Origin of the sequence: Aureibacillus halotolerans (assembly GCF_004363045.1) — a bacterium.
Classification (GTDB): Bacteria; Bacillota; Bacilli; order Bacillales; family DSM-28697; genus Aureibacillus; species Aureibacillus halotolerans.
The window spans coordinates 207,228-224,119 of the sequence record NZ_SNYJ01000005.1 but is presented as its reverse complement, the minus strand read 5'-3'; the positions used below and the strand labels follow the sequence as shown (position 1 = coordinate 224,119).

Annotated in this window: 17 protein-coding genes; 2 read left to right on the top strand and 15 right to left on the bottom strand. The window is 45.2% G+C overall.

The window, feature by feature from the left end; translation table 11 throughout:
• Window positions 1–46: 46 nt before the first annotated feature.
• From abc-f to EV213_RS08320, 10 genes are all read right to left on the bottom strand, one after another.
• Window positions 47–1,678 (bottom strand): ribosomal protection-like ABC-F family protein, encoded by a 1,632-nt coding sequence (abc-f, locus tag EV213_RS08360; protein ID WP_133580055.1) that lies wholly within the window; start codon window positions 1,676–1,678, stop codon window positions 47–49.
• Window positions 1,679–1,887: 209 nt separating this feature from the next.
• Complete coding sequence (locus tag EV213_RS21200) at window positions 1,888–2,022, bottom strand: hypothetical protein (protein ID WP_279512755.1); 135 nt, start codon at window positions 2,020–2,022, stop codon at window positions 1,888–1,890.
• 449 nt (window positions 2,023–2,471) lie between these two features.
• Window positions 2,472–2,945, bottom strand: coding sequence for a thioesterase family protein (locus EV213_RS08355; protein ID WP_133580054.1), 474 nt, complete (start codon window positions 2,943–2,945; stop codon window positions 2,472–2,474).
• A 48-nt stretch (window positions 2,946–2,993) separates the two neighbouring features.
• Window positions 2,994–3,953: a 3-hydroxyacyl-CoA dehydrogenase NAD-binding domain-containing protein gene (locus EV213_RS08350; protein WP_133580053.1), complete on the bottom strand. Its 960-nt coding sequence runs from the start codon at window positions 3,951–3,953 to the stop codon at window positions 2,994–2,996.
• A 19-nt stretch (window positions 3,954–3,972) separates the two neighbouring features.
• On the bottom strand, window positions 3,973–4,851 hold the full coding sequence (locus EV213_RS08345) for a beta-keto acid cleavage family enzyme (RefSeq protein ID WP_133580052.1): 879 nt from the start codon (window positions 4,849–4,851) through the stop codon (window positions 3,973–3,975).
• Complete coding sequence (locus EV213_RS08340) at window positions 4,844–5,413, bottom strand: GbsR/MarR family transcriptional regulator (RefSeq protein ID WP_133580051.1); 570 nt, start codon at window positions 5,411–5,413, stop codon at window positions 4,844–4,846. The genes EV213_RS08345 and EV213_RS08340 overlap by 8 nt, the downstream gene beginning before the upstream one ends.
• A 38-nt stretch (window positions 5,414–5,451) precedes the next feature.
• Window positions 5,452–6,096 (bottom strand): ABC transporter permease, encoded by a 645-nt coding sequence (locus EV213_RS08335; protein ID WP_133580050.1) that lies wholly within the window; start codon window positions 6,094–6,096, stop codon window positions 5,452–5,454.
• 1 nt (window position 6,097) lies between these two features.
• Window positions 6,098–7,006: an osmoprotectant ABC transporter substrate-binding protein gene (locus tag EV213_RS08330; RefSeq protein WP_133580112.1), complete on the bottom strand. Its 909-nt coding sequence runs from the start codon at window positions 7,004–7,006 to the stop codon at window positions 6,098–6,100.
• A 37-nt stretch (window positions 7,007–7,043) separates the two neighbouring features.
• On the bottom strand, window positions 7,044–7,688 hold the full coding sequence (locus EV213_RS08325) for an ABC transporter permease (RefSeq protein ID WP_133580049.1): 645 nt from the start codon (window positions 7,686–7,688) through the stop codon (window positions 7,044–7,046).
• Window positions 7,689–7,701: 13 nt separating this feature from the next.
• Window positions 7,702–8,856 carry a betaine/proline/choline family ABC transporter ATP-binding protein gene (locus EV213_RS08320; protein WP_133580048.1) on the bottom strand — a complete coding sequence of 385 codons (1,155 nt, stop codon included), beginning with the start codon at window positions 8,854–8,856 and terminating at the stop codon, window positions 7,702–7,704.
• A 533-nt stretch (window positions 8,857–9,389) separates the two neighbouring features.
• On the opposite strand from EV213_RS08320, the gene EV213_RS08315 reads away from it, so the two are divergent.
• Window positions 9,390–11,087 carry a M3 family oligoendopeptidase gene (locus tag EV213_RS08315; protein WP_133580047.1) on the top strand — a complete coding sequence of 566 codons (1,698 nt, stop codon included), beginning with the start codon at window positions 9,390–9,392 and terminating at the stop codon, window positions 11,085–11,087.
• A gap of 46 nt (window positions 11,088–11,133) precedes the next feature.
• On the opposite strand, the gene EV213_RS08310 is transcribed toward EV213_RS08315, so the two are convergent.
• Window positions 11,134–12,651 (bottom strand): amidase, encoded by a 1,518-nt coding sequence (locus tag EV213_RS08310; protein WP_243740037.1) that lies wholly within the window; start codon window positions 12,649–12,651, stop codon window positions 11,134–11,136.
• Between the two features lie 15 nt (window positions 12,652–12,666).
• Window positions 12,667–13,527, bottom strand: coding sequence for a GNAT family N-acetyltransferase (locus tag EV213_RS08305; RefSeq protein ID WP_133580046.1), 861 nt, complete (start codon window positions 13,525–13,527; stop codon window positions 12,667–12,669).
• 446 nt (window positions 13,528–13,973) lie between these two features.
• Here EV213_RS08305 and EV213_RS08300 point away from each other — a divergent pair, with 446 nt between their 5' ends.
• On the top strand, window positions 13,974–14,159 hold the full coding sequence (locus EV213_RS08300) for a hypothetical protein (RefSeq protein ID WP_133580045.1): 186 nt from the start codon (window positions 13,974–13,976) through the stop codon (window positions 14,157–14,159).
• 316 nt (window positions 14,160–14,475) lie between these two features.
• Here EV213_RS08300 and EV213_RS08295 read toward each other — a convergent pair whose 3' ends face one another.
• The 3 genes from EV213_RS08295 to EV213_RS08285 all read right to left on the bottom strand — a co-directional run bounded on the left by EV213_RS08295 (window position 14,476) and on the right by EV213_RS08285 (window position 16,879).
• Window positions 14,476–15,129 (bottom strand): amino acid ABC transporter permease, encoded by a 654-nt coding sequence (locus EV213_RS08295; RefSeq protein WP_133580044.1) that lies wholly within the window; start codon window positions 15,127–15,129, stop codon window positions 14,476–14,478.
• A gap of 13 nt (window positions 15,130–15,142) precedes the next feature.
• Window positions 15,143–15,775, bottom strand: coding sequence for an amino acid ABC transporter permease (locus EV213_RS08290; RefSeq protein WP_133580110.1), 633 nt, complete (start codon window positions 15,773–15,775; stop codon window positions 15,143–15,145).
• Between the two features lie 159 nt (window positions 15,776–15,934).
• A complete protein-coding gene (locus tag EV213_RS08285) occupies window positions 15,935–16,879 on the bottom strand; it encodes a transporter substrate-binding domain-containing protein (protein WP_133580043.1) in 945 nt (314 codons plus the stop codon).
• Between the last annotated feature and the right edge of the window lie 13 nt (window positions 16,880–16,892).

The window sequence follows — 16,892 nt, the reverse complement described above, 5'->3', positions numbered from 1 at the left end:
TGCTATACAGGATTCCTTCAAATCAACGGAAAGCCGCAGTCGACACTCACTCATTTAATGCGAGTTCTAGACGCTTCGCTCTCGCATAAGGATAACTTCCTTCGTAACGTGTCAGCTGTCCGGAATCAAGCCAGCACGTCACAGGAAAGAGCTTATCGAGAAAGTAGCGATCATGCGATACAGCAAGGATGGTGCCGTCGAAGCTGTCCAATGCTTCCTCAAGCACCTCTTTCGAGTCAATATCTAGGTGATTTGTTGGTTCATCAAGGATCAGAAGGTTATGCTTCTCATGCATAAGCTGTGCCAGTCGAAGCCGCATCCGCTCTCCTCCACTCAAGCTCGATACCTTTTGAAACACCGCAGGGCCATAAAACAAAAATTTAGCTAAGAGACGTCGGGCATCTCCTTCCGTAATCACAATTTTATCACGGAATTCATCAATGACTGTCAAGCGATCGTCCAATTCATCGTTATGCTGTGATAAAAACCCCATCGACAACCGACTTCCGATAGTAAGTTCGCCCGCATCAGCAGTCATTTCACCTAAAATCAGCTTCAACAGCGTCGATTTCCCACTTCCATTGGCTCCAACAATGGCGACGCGTTCCTTGTAGCGCACATGCATTGACAAACGGTCCAGCACCACCTGCTCAGCAAATGCCTTTGTCACACCTTTAGCGACAACGACATCCTTTCCGCTCCGGCCACTGCTGTCAAAGCCGCCATCAATCGCTTTTTGCACAACGGGCTTTTTGACAAGGGTCATGCGGGCAAGCGCCTTTTCCATGTTTTTCGCCTTCTTATGCAAGCCCGCGTTTGGCGGATTCGCGCGGTTTGCCCAGTCCTTCAAGCGTTTAATGGCTTCCTGCATTTTTTTGATTTTCTTCTGTTGATCTTCATATTGCTGAAATTCACGTAACAGTCGTTCTTCTTTTTCCTTAACGTAACCGGAGTAGTTTGTGTGGTACACATACAATTCCCCCTGCTCCATTTCCATCACCTTTGTCGTCGTTTCATCGAGGAAATAACGATCATGCGAAATAATGACGACCGTCGCCCCAGATGACGTGATCCAATCGGTGAGCCATTCGATGGCAGGCAAATCTAAATGATTCGTTGGTTCATCAAGCAGCAACAGTCCTGGATTCCGAAGCAACAACTGAGCCAACCCAATTTTCGTGCGTTCGCCACCGCTCAGTTGCTTCCACGGCTTCTCTAACAGCGGCGTCACTTGAAGACCAGCAGCCACACGCCGAATATTGGCGTCAACTTCATAACCGCCTTCTGCCATAAAGCGCTCCTGAAGCTTGCCGTATACTTCAAGGCGCTTTTCCAGTCCCTTTGTTTCTGAAGCTAGTTGCTGCTCAAGCACTGTCATTTGTTTTTTCATCTCAAGCAGCTCGGTAAACACAGCTAGCAAGGCGTCTGCTACAATTGTGTTTTCCGCAATGGTTGGCATCTGCTCTAGCAACCCTACAGCCATGCCCTTTTTCCAGGAAACGACGCCACTCGCCGGCGTCGTTTTGCCTGCTATTAAATGCATGAGCGTTGTTTTTCCTTCGCCGTTTCTGCCGATGAGGCCGACCCGTTCACCCTCTTTTATTTCACAAGTAATGTTTGAAAAAATTGTTTCTGCGCCAAACGTCTGCGTGACGTCTTGTATACTGCATGCAATCATTGTGGTGTTCCTCCGTTGTTCCTCTGAAGAGACACTGCCAGTTGAACGGTCCTTCCGTCTTCCCGTTCATTCAATAGCAAAATGTATAGATAATGAAGCATTATGATTTCTGTGCACGTTTTAGGGCACAAAAAAGACGCCTGTAGTTAAACAGCCGCCTGTTACGTGCATGGAGAAGGACGTGACGTCCGTTCGTGGGCAGATGTCTCTTACTGGGTATTTTGACAAGCATTGAGTTCAAAAAGGGCATACGTATCCCGTAATACCTCAATGGCTGAAAAAATCGCACGGAGAATGTACAAAAAGCTTTCCATTGCTGTCATGCGAGCACCAGTAAAATTCATCTTCCCACCTCCATTTCCTTTTCGTTACAATTAGTTTAGCCGCTTTTTTGTTTTATATCAAGTGGCTTGTGCTTGTCTACAGACGGTTCCTTGTTTAGCGGAATAGGGGATGGTAAACTATTGGAAGAGACTGAATTTCACATGGGAGGTATTATTTGCTTTCGTTCAAACAACTGGTCTTAAAGACACTTCTCCCCAGTTATGCGGGCATTGTGGCAGTCATTGCTCTATTTCACTATCTGGAAATATCGGCATTTTCACTTGGTAAATTAGAGTCCGCCTTTGTTGGCCATACTCTTGGAACTACTTTTATGTTTCTGTTTGACTCTGTAAGAAAAAGAGGGGCACCTCCTGACAATAGTAACCATGAGGTAAAATAGGGGGCTTATAAGCACAAAAAGGGCTCCAAGTCATTGCTTAGGAACCCTTTTTCTTATTTCTTGTGTCGTTCACTTCCGCTTAATCCCGATTACGCGGCCGGCTTCTTTTGGCTTTTCTGCTGGTGTGTACTGCTCAGCTAATGCTTGAACTTTGCTATACACGCTCTCAGGAAAAGGGGCGGGTCTCCCAGTGGATTGGTCGATGCCCATGAGCATTTGTTCACTTGTTGCGGCTCTTTTGTTATTCTCACCATACAGTTCAAAAAAGACATGAAGTCGTTTGGCATCATAATCAAGCAAGTGTATATGCACTTCAAAAGCCTCGTTCAGCTTCATTTCATCTAAATAAACCACATGATTCTCGAGCGTATACATCGTGTATTGCTGTTGATCACGAAAATCCGCCGTCATACCGATGAACTCCATTAGAGCATCAGTGCCCCAACTAAACGCACGTACATATTCAGCGTCATTCATATGGCCATTAAAATCGATCCATTCTTCCGGCACGTTGTGTTGCAAGATTTTTTTTCCTTCACTCAACGGGTGTACCTCCTTCCCATATCGTTCTTCGTGCTTTCCTTCTTGCCCTTAAAGCTTTCCATTCAAATTAGCACCCGGCCAATATTTTTCCAGTAGTTGCTGTAATTCAATTAGAAACTCATCACGGCGTTCTTCAAGCTTTTCCATTTCAATGGCGCCGGTTTGTGCTTCGCACCCTTCAATGACTTTATTGGCTAGCTCATCGGTTAATTCAGGAGCTTCCAATTTGGTCCATGGCAATTTCAAAGCAGGACCGAATTGGCTGAGCAAGTGGCGCATCCCTTGTTTACCGCCACCCATATGCAACGTCATGAAGGGCCCCATGAGTGCCCAACGCAATCCTGGTCCGTAAATAATCGCAGCGTCCACCTCTTCTGTCGTAGCGACACCGTCATTGACGATGTGTAGCCCTTCACGCCAGATCGCTTCCATTAAGCGATCGGCAATATGCCCTTCAATTTCATTGCGAACGACCAACGGTTTCATATTCATCTCATCATAAAAGTGCTTCGCTTTTTCAATGTATTTCGCTTCTGTTTTTTCACCGCCCACAAGCTCCACTAGCGGGATTAGATACACTGGATTAAACGGGTGTGCGACGATCACTCGCTCCGGATGACGTGTACAGTCTTTTTGCAATACGCTCGGCAAGATACCGGATGTACTGGAAGCGATCACCGCTTCTTTTGGTGCAAATTGATCAATTTTCGCAATGACAGTTCGTTTTAATTCTTCACGCTCCGGGACATTTTCCTGAACAAAGTCCGCATGCTGCAGAGCTTTCTCAAGATCAGGCTCGAAAAACAGCCGCTCCGGAGACGCCTCTTCGTGAACACCCACTTTCTCCATATGCGCCCAGGCCCTTTGGACTGCGTCACGTGTGCGTGCCTCTGCCCCTGGGTCCGGGTCGGACGCTGTTACCGTGAAACCATTTGCCAAAAAACGTGTAATCCAACCGTTACCGATAACGCCTGTACCAACAACGGCAATATGCTTTGTCGCTTTCATTTCAATTCAAACCTTCCTTCTACGGTGTAAATAAGTTCAATTCTTGGCGTGCTTCTGCAGGCGTCATAATATCAGAACCAAGACTCTGCACGATGCCGACGGCCTTGTCAACTAGCTGCTCGTTCGTTGCCAGTTGTCCCTTCTTTAAATACAAATTATCTTCCAAACCGACACGGATATTGCCTCCCTGTAAGAGTGATTCAGCAACCAATGGCATTTGCATACGGCCGATGCCAAACGCCGCCCAGCGTCCATTCGCCGGAATACGGCTCTTCATATAGGATAAGGTCTCCGCATCTGCAGCTGCCCCCCATGGGATGCCTAAACAAAATTGGTATAATGGATCGCCGTCAATAAGGCCTTTGTCAATCAAGTTATTCGCAAAATGGATATGACCCGTATCAAAGCATTCCAGTTCCGGCTTTACGCCACTTTCTTGAACAAGCCTTGCTTGTTTTTCCAGCCAATCTGTCGGGCTTACATATAGCATATTTCCGAAATTGATGCTCCCACAATCGATGGTGCACATTTCTGGAAGAAGTTTAGCTATCGGTTCGTGGCGTTCTTCTGGCGTTTGGATATCCGTCCCTTCGCCACCTTTTGTCGGGTCCTCTTGGCTAGGAATCCAGTCTCCACCACCGCCAGATGTGATATTAATAATGACATCTGTTTCAGATTCACGAATGCGTTCCACCGTTTCCTGAAAAAGCTTTACATCATGACTTGAGCGACCTGTTTCAGGATCACGGACATGAATGTGTGCAATCGTTGCACCTGCTTTTGCTGCCTTTATGGCAGAGTCGGCAATTTCCTTTGGGGTGATAGGCACATGCGGGCTTTTAGCCGTCGTATCTCCTGCGCCGGTCACGGCACATGACAACATCACTTTTTTATTCATCACGATCTCCTCCTGGTGTTTTTTTAGGTACGTGTTTAAAGATCTCTCCACTTTCAAAAAAGTCATTCACTCTGCGAATCCAATCGTAGTACTCCATCCATTCATAGAGTTCTGCCAGTAACTCGTTCATGATCACTTCATTTTCTTCTGTTAATTCTTGATTCTGTTTTAAATCATCGAGCTTTCCCATGAGCTTTTGTTCAAAATGTCTACTTCTAGAAATCGCCCGTTTCCAAGTGGCAGTGAACAGTAAGATAAACGTTTCATAGTAATCTTCCTCCACCCGGTACAAATCTTTACGGAATCCTTTTTTAAACACACGCTCGGCGATGTTCATATCAACCATTTCCCTGACCAACTGGCTCATTCTTGTTTTGCTCATGCCTGTTTCCTCTGCCAATTGATCCAGTGTCATCGGCTCATTGTTCATGTAAATAATGCCGAGAACACGCCCGACACTTGTCGGCGCTCCAAAAGCATTCATATTATCCGTTATCTTTTCGACAAACTGTGTTTTGATATCGTCAATGAGTTCGTTTTGATCCGATGTATGTTCTTTCATGAAGATACTACCTCCCATTATCAGCAAAGACTATCTTCTCATGCTCTTTCTGGCTGCAGCCGCCGTTCAATCCAACCTAAAACAATGTCTGCAATAACCGCCATCAGCGCTGTCGGAATAGCCCCAGCCAAGATAATTGCTGTTCCATTGGTTGAATTTGTGCCAGTGATGATGATCGCTCCAAGTCCGCCGGCCCCAACAAAGGCGCCAATGGCTACGATCCCAATGCCCACGACTAGCGCTGTGCGAATCCCTGCCATAATAACACTGATTGCCAGTGGAAGTTCAACCATGCGCATTAACTGAAACCGTGTCATTCCCGAGGCGTAGCCCGCTTCTACGACGGTTTTGTCAACCTCTTTCATACCTACATACGTATTTTGGGTGATAGGAAGGATCGAATACAAAATGAGTGTCACGATGACCGTATTTGGTCCAAGCCCCATCACAATCATCACAACAGCCATTGCCCCTAAAGCAGGAACGGTCTGAATGATGCTTCCTAATGCTAAAACCCAACCACTCATCTTGCTATATTTGGCGATAAGAATACCTAACGGAACAGAGATAATAGAGGCAAATAATACACCATATAGCGCCATTAGAAAATGCCTATAAAATTCGGTCCAAATATAAAAACTGTTTTCACTGGAATAACGAAGAAACTCCTGCAGTGTTTCCATATTAGTTTCCCCCTTCCCCGGTGCCTTCAAAGTAATTACGGTCTTCCAAAAATTCCTCTGCTATGTTACGCGGGCTGGTATTTTCCACATCCGCTTTGTAGTTTAGTTCTTGCATTTGTTCTGTTGTTATCTGGTTCCCTAATCGCTCCGTAATCTCTTTGATTTTTGGATATTTTTCCAGCACTTCGTTTCTAATGACCGGAGACGCGTCATAAGGCGGGAAAAACTGTTTGTCATCCTCCAATACTTTCAGATCATACTCTTTAATTCGCCCATCCGTTGAATAGGCCAGAACAACATCCATGTTCCCAGTCGCCGCAGCTTTATAGACAAGACCGAGATTCATCGGATACACATTGCCAAATTCAAAATAGGTTTGCTTGAATCCATCATAACCGTCCCCTTCCCGGTTCACCCACGCATTGTCGACGCCAAAATTCAACTCATCAACGTAAGGCTCCAGATCGGAAATCGTTTCAATCTCATTTTTCTGAGCGAATTCTTTTGTGACTGCTAACGAATAACTATTCGCAAAACCATAGGTGTCGGCCCATGTCTGATTAAAACGCTGCTGAAATTCTTCCTTTACTGTCTCCAAAGCTTTTTCCGGATCTTTAATCGGCTCCATACCTAAGGCACCAGCGATATCTGTTCCTGTATATCGTGTGCTAGAAATATCAATATCACCTTGTAGCATCCCCTGGTGCTGCACGATCGATGATCCAAGTTTTGTGACCAGATCTGTTGTTGCATCCGTTTCTCTTTCAATCATGATCGCTAAAACATTCGCCATGATCTCTGATTCAGACTGTGTCAAAGAGCTGATACGTATCGTATCCTTGGATGTTCCAGCAAGCCCAGGCAACGCACAGCCTGATACGAGCAACAGGACAATTGCTGGAATTATCATTTTATAAAATTTACCAGTCACTACATACACTCCTATATTAAGCTGCCTTATAAGAATCTTTCATCCCTTCAGGTGTCAGTTTATTTTCAAGCAAAACGAGCGAACGATTTGCAGCTAAAGCTAATAGTGTTGCAGGTATTGTGCCTGCTAGGATAAGCGTTGGCTTATAAAGATTTAACCCATCAAAAATAAAGTCGCCAAGACCACCGCCTCCGATAAATGCGGCCAATGCCGCCCAACCGATCAGGTACACTGTTGATAACCGGATACCTGCCATAATGACCGGAAGCGCAAGTGGGAACTCCATCTTTATTATTTCCTGCCATCGGCTCATTCCCATACCTCTACCTGCTTCAACGACACCTTGATTCACACCGCGAACGCCAATGTATGTGTTTCGTAATATAGGAAGTAATGAGTAAAAAAACAAGGCCAGAATTGCTGGCGGTTTTCCTATTCCGACGAGGGGAATGAAAAATGCCAAAATTGCCAGGCTTGGAATGGTCTGCAAAATCCCGACAAACGAAACAAACCGGTCGGCAAATTTCGGTACACGCGTCAGGAGAATCCCTAGCGGTACGGCAACAAGTACACCAAGCAAAATCGCTGCCAATGAAATATACAAATGTTCTCCAGTTTTATACAAAAGATCTATTCCATGTTCATTAAAAAAGTCCATCATTACCATACACCACCTATTCTGCTGCCTTTACGATTTCTTCAAGCTCCGTTCCGTCACCCCAAATGGTGTCATAAACCACATTGGTCAATGTTGCGCGCGTGACAATGCCTTCCAACTGGTTATGATCATTGACTACGGGTACATAGGAAGCATTTCGACGGAGAATTTTTCGAATCGTATCACGCAGCAAACTCTCCGCGTTTACAGCCAATACGTCTTTGTTCAACACTTCATCTACCGTTTCTGCCTTTTTATAATTCTGGTGGATTGTTTCTATATTCACATAACCCTGTAACTCGTTATTGGCGTTCACGATCAGAAGAGAATCGACGCGTTTTCCTTGCATCGTGGAAATGGCGTCCTTCAATGATGTCCCTGTTGCCACAACAATCGGATGTTTTTCCATCACTTGGCTGACTGTTGTCACATCCGGTCTTCCCTGAATGAGTAGGTCTCTTCCAAGGAAATCCTCCACAAATTTGTTTGCAGGGTTTCTTAAAATTTCCTCTGGCGTATCAGCTTGTACAATTTCACCATCACGCATAATCACCACTTTATCGGCAAGCTTAATCGCCTCATCCATGTCATGCGTGACAAACACAATGGTTTTATGCAATTCTTTTTGCAATTTTTTGAATTCATCCTGCAGTGAATCTCTTGTGATAGGGTCCAGCGCACCAAATGGCTCGTCCATCAAAATTAATGGCGGATTCGCCGCAAGCGCCCTAAGCACACCAATCCGTTGCTGCTGTCCGCCGCTTAGTTCATGCGGATATTTGTCCAGGTACTCTTCTGACATATCAACGAGCTTCAGCAATTCCTTGGCTCGCTCATCTTTTTTATCTGTCGACCACTTCAGCAATGTCCCCACCAGAACGATATTTTCCTTAATGGTCATATGAGGCATTAAGCCGATTTGCTGGATGACATAGCCCATTGATCTTCTCAATTCCACTGAATTCTGCTGTTTAATATCTTTGCCATCGACCAAGATCGACCCATTTGAAACATCAATCAGGCGATTTACCATTTTCATCGTCGTCGTCTTTCCGCAGCCACTGGGACCGATAAAACAGACAAATTCACCTTTATTGATTTTCAAATTCAACTCTTTGACGGCGATTGTTCCGTCCGTATATTTCTTCGTTACATTCTTAAACTCTAACAATGACATAAACCTCCATCGATGTTTTTCAACATTTTTCAACTTTTTTCGACTCCGCTTTTTAAAGTATAAAGAAGATGACGCGATAACCAAACGTCCAAATAGTTTCATATACTATATACAACTTGTATAATTTTTATTGTACAAACTTTACGTTCACCTATCGTATATATCCTCACTATCTCGTCATATAACGATAGGATGTAGTATTATTTTCACTATTTAATTAGTTTAAAAAAACAAAAAAAAGACCAAAAAACCATCGCTTGATACCGTGATCATCTGCCCTCTTCCTTTGTCTCATACACACGTTTCGGCATTGTGTCAGGCAGTTGCATCTTACCAACATTGTCGTCCTCATTTGGCGAAACGCATGGGCGCTCTTCCATATGAGGCACCTTTTCAGCGGTACCAAACCGACGTATTGAACCGTCTTACTCATCCCCCCACTACCAAATTAATTCACTAAAAAGCAGGAAAAGCAGGGATACGTGCGAAAAAGGTCTAATGACGTCTATTTCAGGAAGGTGAACACATTGACTAAATTTCAAGACATGACCTATGTACGACCACAGCTTGCTGACATTGAAGCGGCTTGTAAAACGTTGATTTCACGGTTTAAGCAGGCGCAAAGCTTTACTGAGCAGGATGCACTCATGGAAGAAATGAACGATCTGATGAACAAAATAGAAACGCAGCAGCAGCTAGTGTACATCCGGCATTCGATCGATACAAATGATGCCTTTTACAAGCAGGAGAAGGATTACTTTGATGATGCCTCTCCGCAAATGGAGGAGCACCTCAATGCCTTTGACAACACCGTTATGGCATCGCCTTTCCGTGCCGAGCTTGAAGAGAAATGGGGGAAGCAGCTATTCAGACTCACTGAGCTTAAACTAAAAACCTTTCACCCTGACGTTATTCCTGACCTGCAAAAAGAAAACAAGCTCACTACCGAATATGCCCAGCTCATTGCTTCGGCCAAAATTCAGTTCAAGGGGGAGGAGCGTACACTGTCTCAGCTCACCCCTTTTGAGCAAGATAAAGATCGAACGGTACGCAAGGAAGCGGCGAGAGCAAAAACGGATTTTATGTCCGCTCATGAGGAACAGCTCGATCGCATTTATGATGACCTTGTAAAAGTACGAACTAGCATAGCTCAAAAACTTGGCTTTGAAAATTTCGTCGAGCTTGGCTATGCGCGTATGAGCCGGACAGACTATGACGCCTCAATGGTTGACGCCTTCCGCAAACAGGTGCGAGAGCATATTGTTCCGCTCGTCACTGCGTTAAAACAACGACAGGAAAAACGCATTGGTGTAGACACGCTTCGCTATTACGATACGTCTTTTCAATTCACTTCAGGAAACCCAACACCAAAGGGTGACCCGGAATGGATTCTGCAAACAGGTGAAAAGATGTACAATGAACTATCTCCTGAAACCACTGAATTCTTTCAGTTCATGCGATCAAATGAACTCCTTGACGTATTGAGCCGGAAAGGAAAAGAAGGTGGGGGCTACTGCACCTATATTAACGATTATCAATCGCCGTTTATTTTCGCTAATTTCAATGGGACGTCAGGCGATGTGGATGTGTTAACCCACGAGGTTGGCCATGCTTTTCAAGTGTACGAGAGCCGTGCCTTAAACGTGCCTCAATATAACTTTCCAACCTCTGAGTCTGCCGAAATTCACTCAATGAGCATGGAGTTTTTCGCCTGGCCGTGGATGGAGGATTTCTTCAAAGAGGACACAGAGAAGTACAAATTTGATCATCTGGCTTCTGCCTTGACGTTTATTCCTTATGGCGTAGCCGTCGATGAATTTCAGCATATCATTTACAGCCAGCCTGAGCTGACTCCTCAGCAGCGAAAAGATGCCTGGCGAAAGCTCGAATCGACGTATTTACCGCATGTGAACTATGAAGGCAATGATTATTTAGAGAATGGCGCTTTATGGCAGCGACAGCTTCATATTTATGAAGTGCCGTTTTATTACATTGATTATACGCTCGCCCAAATTTGTGCGTTGCAGTTCTGGAAGCGCATGAACGACAACCGTGAGCAGGCATGGGCAGACTACCTCGCATTGTGCAAGCTTGGGGGCAGTCGCTCCTTCCTAGAGCTCGTTTCGTCGGCGAACCTCGCATCACCTTTCGAGGACGGCTGTGTGTCATCCGTGATTCAAGACATTCAAACCTGGCTTGATCGTGTTGACGATCAAGCTTTATAAGCACAGCAACCCCCACGTAACCAACGTGGGGGGTTTTTGTCGTCCTTCAATTCATATGTGGGTTTCCCTTCATGCCTTGCCACAGTGTCGTCTGTTCCAGCTGATAAGCAAGCTGCAAAAGGAGGTGCTCCTGTCCTTTTCTGCTCATCACTTGAACACCAATGGGCAGCCCTTCGACAGTCTGATGCAGCGGCAGTGACACGGCAGGCTGTCCAGTTAAGTTCGCTAGCTGCGTAAAGGGCGTATACGTCAGACTCGGCAAAAACATGTCGTAGACGAGCTCTAGCTTATCTATTCTTGCCCCTTGACGCATCCGATCTCTATAGCGCTCCTGATCCTCGACATTCCAAGACAACTCACCGACGAGCGGTGCGGCCGATGCGGTGGCGGGCGTGATGTAGAAATCATATCGTTCATGAAACATGTCCATCTTTTCTGCTGCGTTGTCCCACGAGGCTAAGCTCATTGCATAATCGGCGGCGAGAACGTGCTTCCCGGCGGCTCGCAGCATCCACGCTTCAAACTCCGTATCATCCTCCGTCAATGCACGACCAAGACGATGTTCAATGCCTGTAAGCAAGGCATCCATTTCTCCGCAATTCATAATGTAATACTGCCTCATCAAATCCACTCCATCAATCGGTGGCGCCACCTCTTCGACAGCATGACCCTCTTCTTCCATCCAACGCACCATTTTCTTTACAGCCGCTTGTGCCTCATCCGACACAGGCGTCCCTACAGGGGATTCCAGACAGAAGGCTATGTTCCATTTCGCTTGGAGTGGTTTTTCAATGACCTCACGATACTTATCAGGAAAACGTGGAGTAAGAAAAGCTGCAGACAACTGCTCCGTTTGCAACACGTCCAGCATCGCGGCACTGTCTCGAACACTTTTGGTGAGCACAAAATCAACTGCTGCCCCCTGCCACTGTCGTCCAATTCCTGGGCCGACTGGAGTACGTCCCCTTGTCGGCTTCAAACCAAAAAGTCCAGTGAACGATGCAGGTATGCGAATGGACCCTCCCCCATCACTCGCTCCAGCAAGCGGCACAATGCCTCCAGCCACTGCGGCAGCAGCTCCTCCACTAGAACCTCCGGGAGAATAGGCGTGGTTCCATGGGTTTCTTGACGGTCCATAAAGCTCAGGCTCTGTTATATTTTTCAGACCGAACTCTGGTGTATTCGTGTGGCCAAGCATCTGAAACCCCGCCTGTTGACATTCCTTCACAAAATAAGAGTGCTTCGAGGCGACATTGTCCCGGAACAGCCTAGCACCTGACGTGATCTTTTCCCCTTCAAGTCGATGAGACAAATTCTTTAAAAGCATGGGAACTCCTGCAAACAAGCCCTCAGCAGAGTCCTCGTGCAAACGGGCTTCTGCTAATGCTCGTCCTCTTCGGTCATGGACGACCGCGTTCAGGTCAGGGTTCACCTTTTCCAGCTGTCGAATGCTAGCCTCAAGCAACTCTAGTGAAGAGACTTCCTTGTCTCGAATCCATTTAGCAAGCTGTGTCGCATCTGCTTGTACATAGTCCCGTTCATTCAATTCAATCACCACAATCATTGGAGTTTGTAATGCTTAGGAAAAGCGATAGTGCACAGAATCGCAGACAGGCACATAGCCCATATCTTGATAGATATGGTTACTGGTCGGATTGGAAAGATCGGTATACAGTACACAATAGTGAAAACCTTGATTCAGTACCTGCTGACTCAACGCAGCCACGCATGAGGACGCATAGCCGTTGTTGCGGTGCTCTGGCGGTGTGTACACAAGCCCTATCGTCATGCTATGGGTCGTAGGGCGAGCCGCCTTTGCCATCGAGACAATCCGTCCCTCCAGTTCCCAAAAATACAGCTGCTTTCGATCATAGCCTTGTTGCACAAGCTTTTCAGCCTCGTCCCGTGTTATGCCTTCTGTGACACTGCCAAACGCAAACGTCCAGTCTGCAGCCATCGGGAGCATTGATGGCTCCGCTTGTATTAGGCGGCCCATTCCTGGCAAGCGTTTCACCTTTCTCAATTCATAAATACGTTGATTCATTGCGATCGTTTTTTGATGAGATGTGCGTGTCTCCCAAAGCGCCGCCAACTCGTCTGTCAACGGCCTCGGACCAACCATCCCAGAGACTGGAAGGTCGCTATTTAACAGCTGTGCCACCGCGGATTCTAAAGCGCCTTTAGACGGTGTGCTCGTTCCACAGGCAATAATGAGGTTTTTTGTACTCAGAAAAAGGAGCAGTACGGATTCGCCAGCTTCATTTTCGACACGCCAGCTCCCTAGTGCAAGGGGTTCTTGTCCAGTTTTTTCCTGGTCAACAGCAAGCTGAGCAAGCCCAAGCAGGAGGCTATTTTCTGCTTCTCTGTTCTCTAACACCTCTCGATTTTCTGTTAGAAACACTGCTGAAGATTTATAAGAAATGACGTTCACCTGTTCCACACCTCTCCCACCATTTTCTCTTTAATTGGGTTGCAATTCAAACCCGTTAAAAACAACTACGATAGCGGTCAATAATACGAATCAAGATGAGGTCCCGCACTGGTCAGTTCCAAAGACGTTTCTCAATTTTTCTTCATTATCGTTTGACAAGTAAACTTTGCAAGTATATAATGAAATTACGCCAAGAAAACTTGTCATAAAAAAGTGATGACAGGCTTCATTGGCATCCTATTTTCTGTTTCTGTGAGCAGTGAAATACGATAGAACCATTAGCAAGCCAGTTTTACAAATCCCAAACTCGTCTTGATTCTATGCATCGTGTGGATAAGAGGTTTGAAGAGTTGTTTTATTTCAGGCAGATGTTGATCTAAGAGAAAAAAGGTTTTGCCACATTTGTCTGCACCTATGTGTAGTCGAGACACAATCATTCGAAAGAGGTGTCGTTTATGAATAAGTTTAAAGTAGGAGAAGTCGTAGAAGTTCCAGAATCGGTCATGAAGCGTGTTCCTGGCATTGTCGTATCCTTTGACGAAGGACAAGAAAAATATTTAATTCGCTTTGGTGCTTTACAGCAACTGTATTTCTCAGAAGACGAAATTGAACTATGGGATCCAAAAAGATATAAAAAATAAGCTTTTGCCGCGACGGGGTTTGTGTTGCGATGTTGTTCGGCGATCGGTAGCCGGCCACTACAGTCCTGAATTTCTCTGGACGATTGGGAGAAAGGATCAGCTCTTGAATTGCATTTCACGTAGTACCTTTCAGGTTAAGCCAATTCTGTTCAGAATCGGTTTTTCAAATCACGAGTGTTGCCGCACTCGTGATTTTTTTGTGCTTTCATCTTCAGTACAGAATAATAGATACACATGCTGTTTTATCATGCTCTCGAACCCTTTCACAACATGGGTTCGAGGGCATGTTGTTTGCCTAGCGGCTGGTGCAAAAAGTTTACGACCACTTCTTTTCCAAGCGAACACTTAATGCCGACAGTGCAAAGTTTACAACAAAATATAAAATGGCAACAAGAATGATAATCGGGAAGATAAAGTCAAAATCTTGGTTCCAAATAATTTTTGCAGAATTCAGCACTTCAAGCAAGCCAAACATGGAGGTGTACGACGTATCCTTCACGATGGTGATGAACTGGCTGACAATGGATGGTGTCATTCGCTTTAGCGCTTGAGGAAGGATAATGTGCTGCAATGTCTGCACATAGCTGACCCCTTGGGAACGCGCTGCCTCAATTTGCCCTTTTTCAATAGAGTTTAATCCGCCACGAACAATTTCTGCGAGCTGTGAAATTTCAAAGATAATTAACCCTAATGCAAGCTTCCAAAAGAGGGACAAGTCAAAGCCTAACTCTGGCAATCCAAAAAAGGTGAAAAACAAAATTAAAATGAGTGGTGTGTTCCGAACAATTTCAGTATAAAGAAAAGCCAGCTGCCGCAATACAGGAATTTTACTGTAACGGAATATAGCAAGCAATCCACCAATGATAAAACTCACAACGATAGCTGTTAACGCTAATACAATCGTCATTAACAACCCTTTTCCTAAAAATTGCAGATTGCTCCATTGATACGCTTCAACGAAATGCTCCATTCGGTCTCCCTCCTTACACGGCTAATTTTCGTTCTAGAAAATTGACAAAGACACTCATTGGTATTGTAAGTATTAAGTAGAAAATCCCAGCAGTTATATAGACAGGAAATACGGCCCCTGAGCTTTGCAATGAATCAGCTACGTACATAATGTCACCGCCAGCGAAGAAGGCAAGGACGGCGGAATTCTTAATTAAATTGATAAATTGATTTCCTAATGGTGGTGTGGCGATACGAAATGCCTGGGGCAAAATAATAAAAATCATCGATTGCAAATAGCTCAGCCCCGAGGATCTTGATGCCTCCAACTGCCCACTAGGCACAGATTGAATGCCTGAGCGAATATTTTCTGCGATATACGCTGCTGTATAGAAGGTTAGACCGAGCATCCCAGCTTGAAAACCATCGAAATTCAGCCAGTCAATCTCAAGGGTGGGAAGCGCATAATAAAAAATAAAGACTTGGACAAGAAGAGGCGTGTTCCGAAGAAATTCCACATACCATCGTGAGATAAAACGCATCCATCCAACGGTGGACACACGCATAATCGCAATTAAAAATCCTAACACAAAGCTTAGCAATAAGGCGATGACACAGGTTGTTAATGTAGTGACAAAGCCCCCCCAGTACAAATCAAGGTTATTCATAACCGTTTCCACGACGCTCACCTCTTTTTCTTTCAAAGGATGCACATAAAGAATGCCTTGTTCACTGAATTGAACACAATGAACAAGGCATGACAAAATGTGGCCGATCTTATTTCGCATTCAATGCCTGTATATCCGGCGTTCTCTTACGTCTTTTCTTTATTTAAGAAATTCGTTTTCGTATAAGATGTTTTCAGGAGCAGGCTCACCGAACCATTTTTGATACAATTCATCAAGCTCCCCTGATTCCTTGAGTCCATTTAAAAATTCATTCACATACTCGCGGAACTCATCATCGCCATCTTTCAGGAAAATACCATATGGTTCTTCAGTAAACAGACCGCCAACCAATTTGAAGGAAGGATCCGTTTCACGCATACCAAGCAAAATGGCGTTATCCGTAGTTAGTGTATCCCCTTTGCCAGCACGCAGCGCAGTAAAGGCCGCAGCATAATCGTCATAAAGGTCTACTTTTGCGTCCGGAGCCTTTTCTTTAATGTTCTTCTCACTCGTTGATCCTTTTACAGCAATAACAGTTGTATCTGCGGTTAGATCCTCAATTCCTGTGATGCTGCTGTCTTCAGGTACGAGCAAGGATTGCCCTGCAATGAAATATACATTTGTGAAATCAACGATTTCCTCGCGCTCAGCATTAATCGTCGCTGTTGCCGCGCCGAGATCAATTTCACCGTTATCGACGAGTTCAAAGCGTGTTTTTGAGTTTACTTGAACAAGTTCAAGTACATCATCCGCGCTGTCCGTCTCAAAAATATGTTGGGCGAGTAATTTCATAATATCCACATCATATCCTTCAACGTCACCGGATTGTGGGTTTTTCAGCCCGAACAAACGTGTGTCGAATTTCACACCAGCGACAAGCTTACCCCGATCTTTAATCGCCTGAAGCGTTGAACCTTCAGCTGCTGCTTCGCTATCGTCTCCCTCAGCATCCCCAGTAGCTTCTCCACCATCAGCACCACTGTCTGACGTTTCCTCATCTGCTGGAGTGGAACCGGTTTCATTTCCTCCTGAGCCTCCGCAAGCTGCCAAAAGTAGCATCAATGCAAACAATGCAAAGAATAGCATTTTTTTATTCATATTCATTTGAATGCCCCCT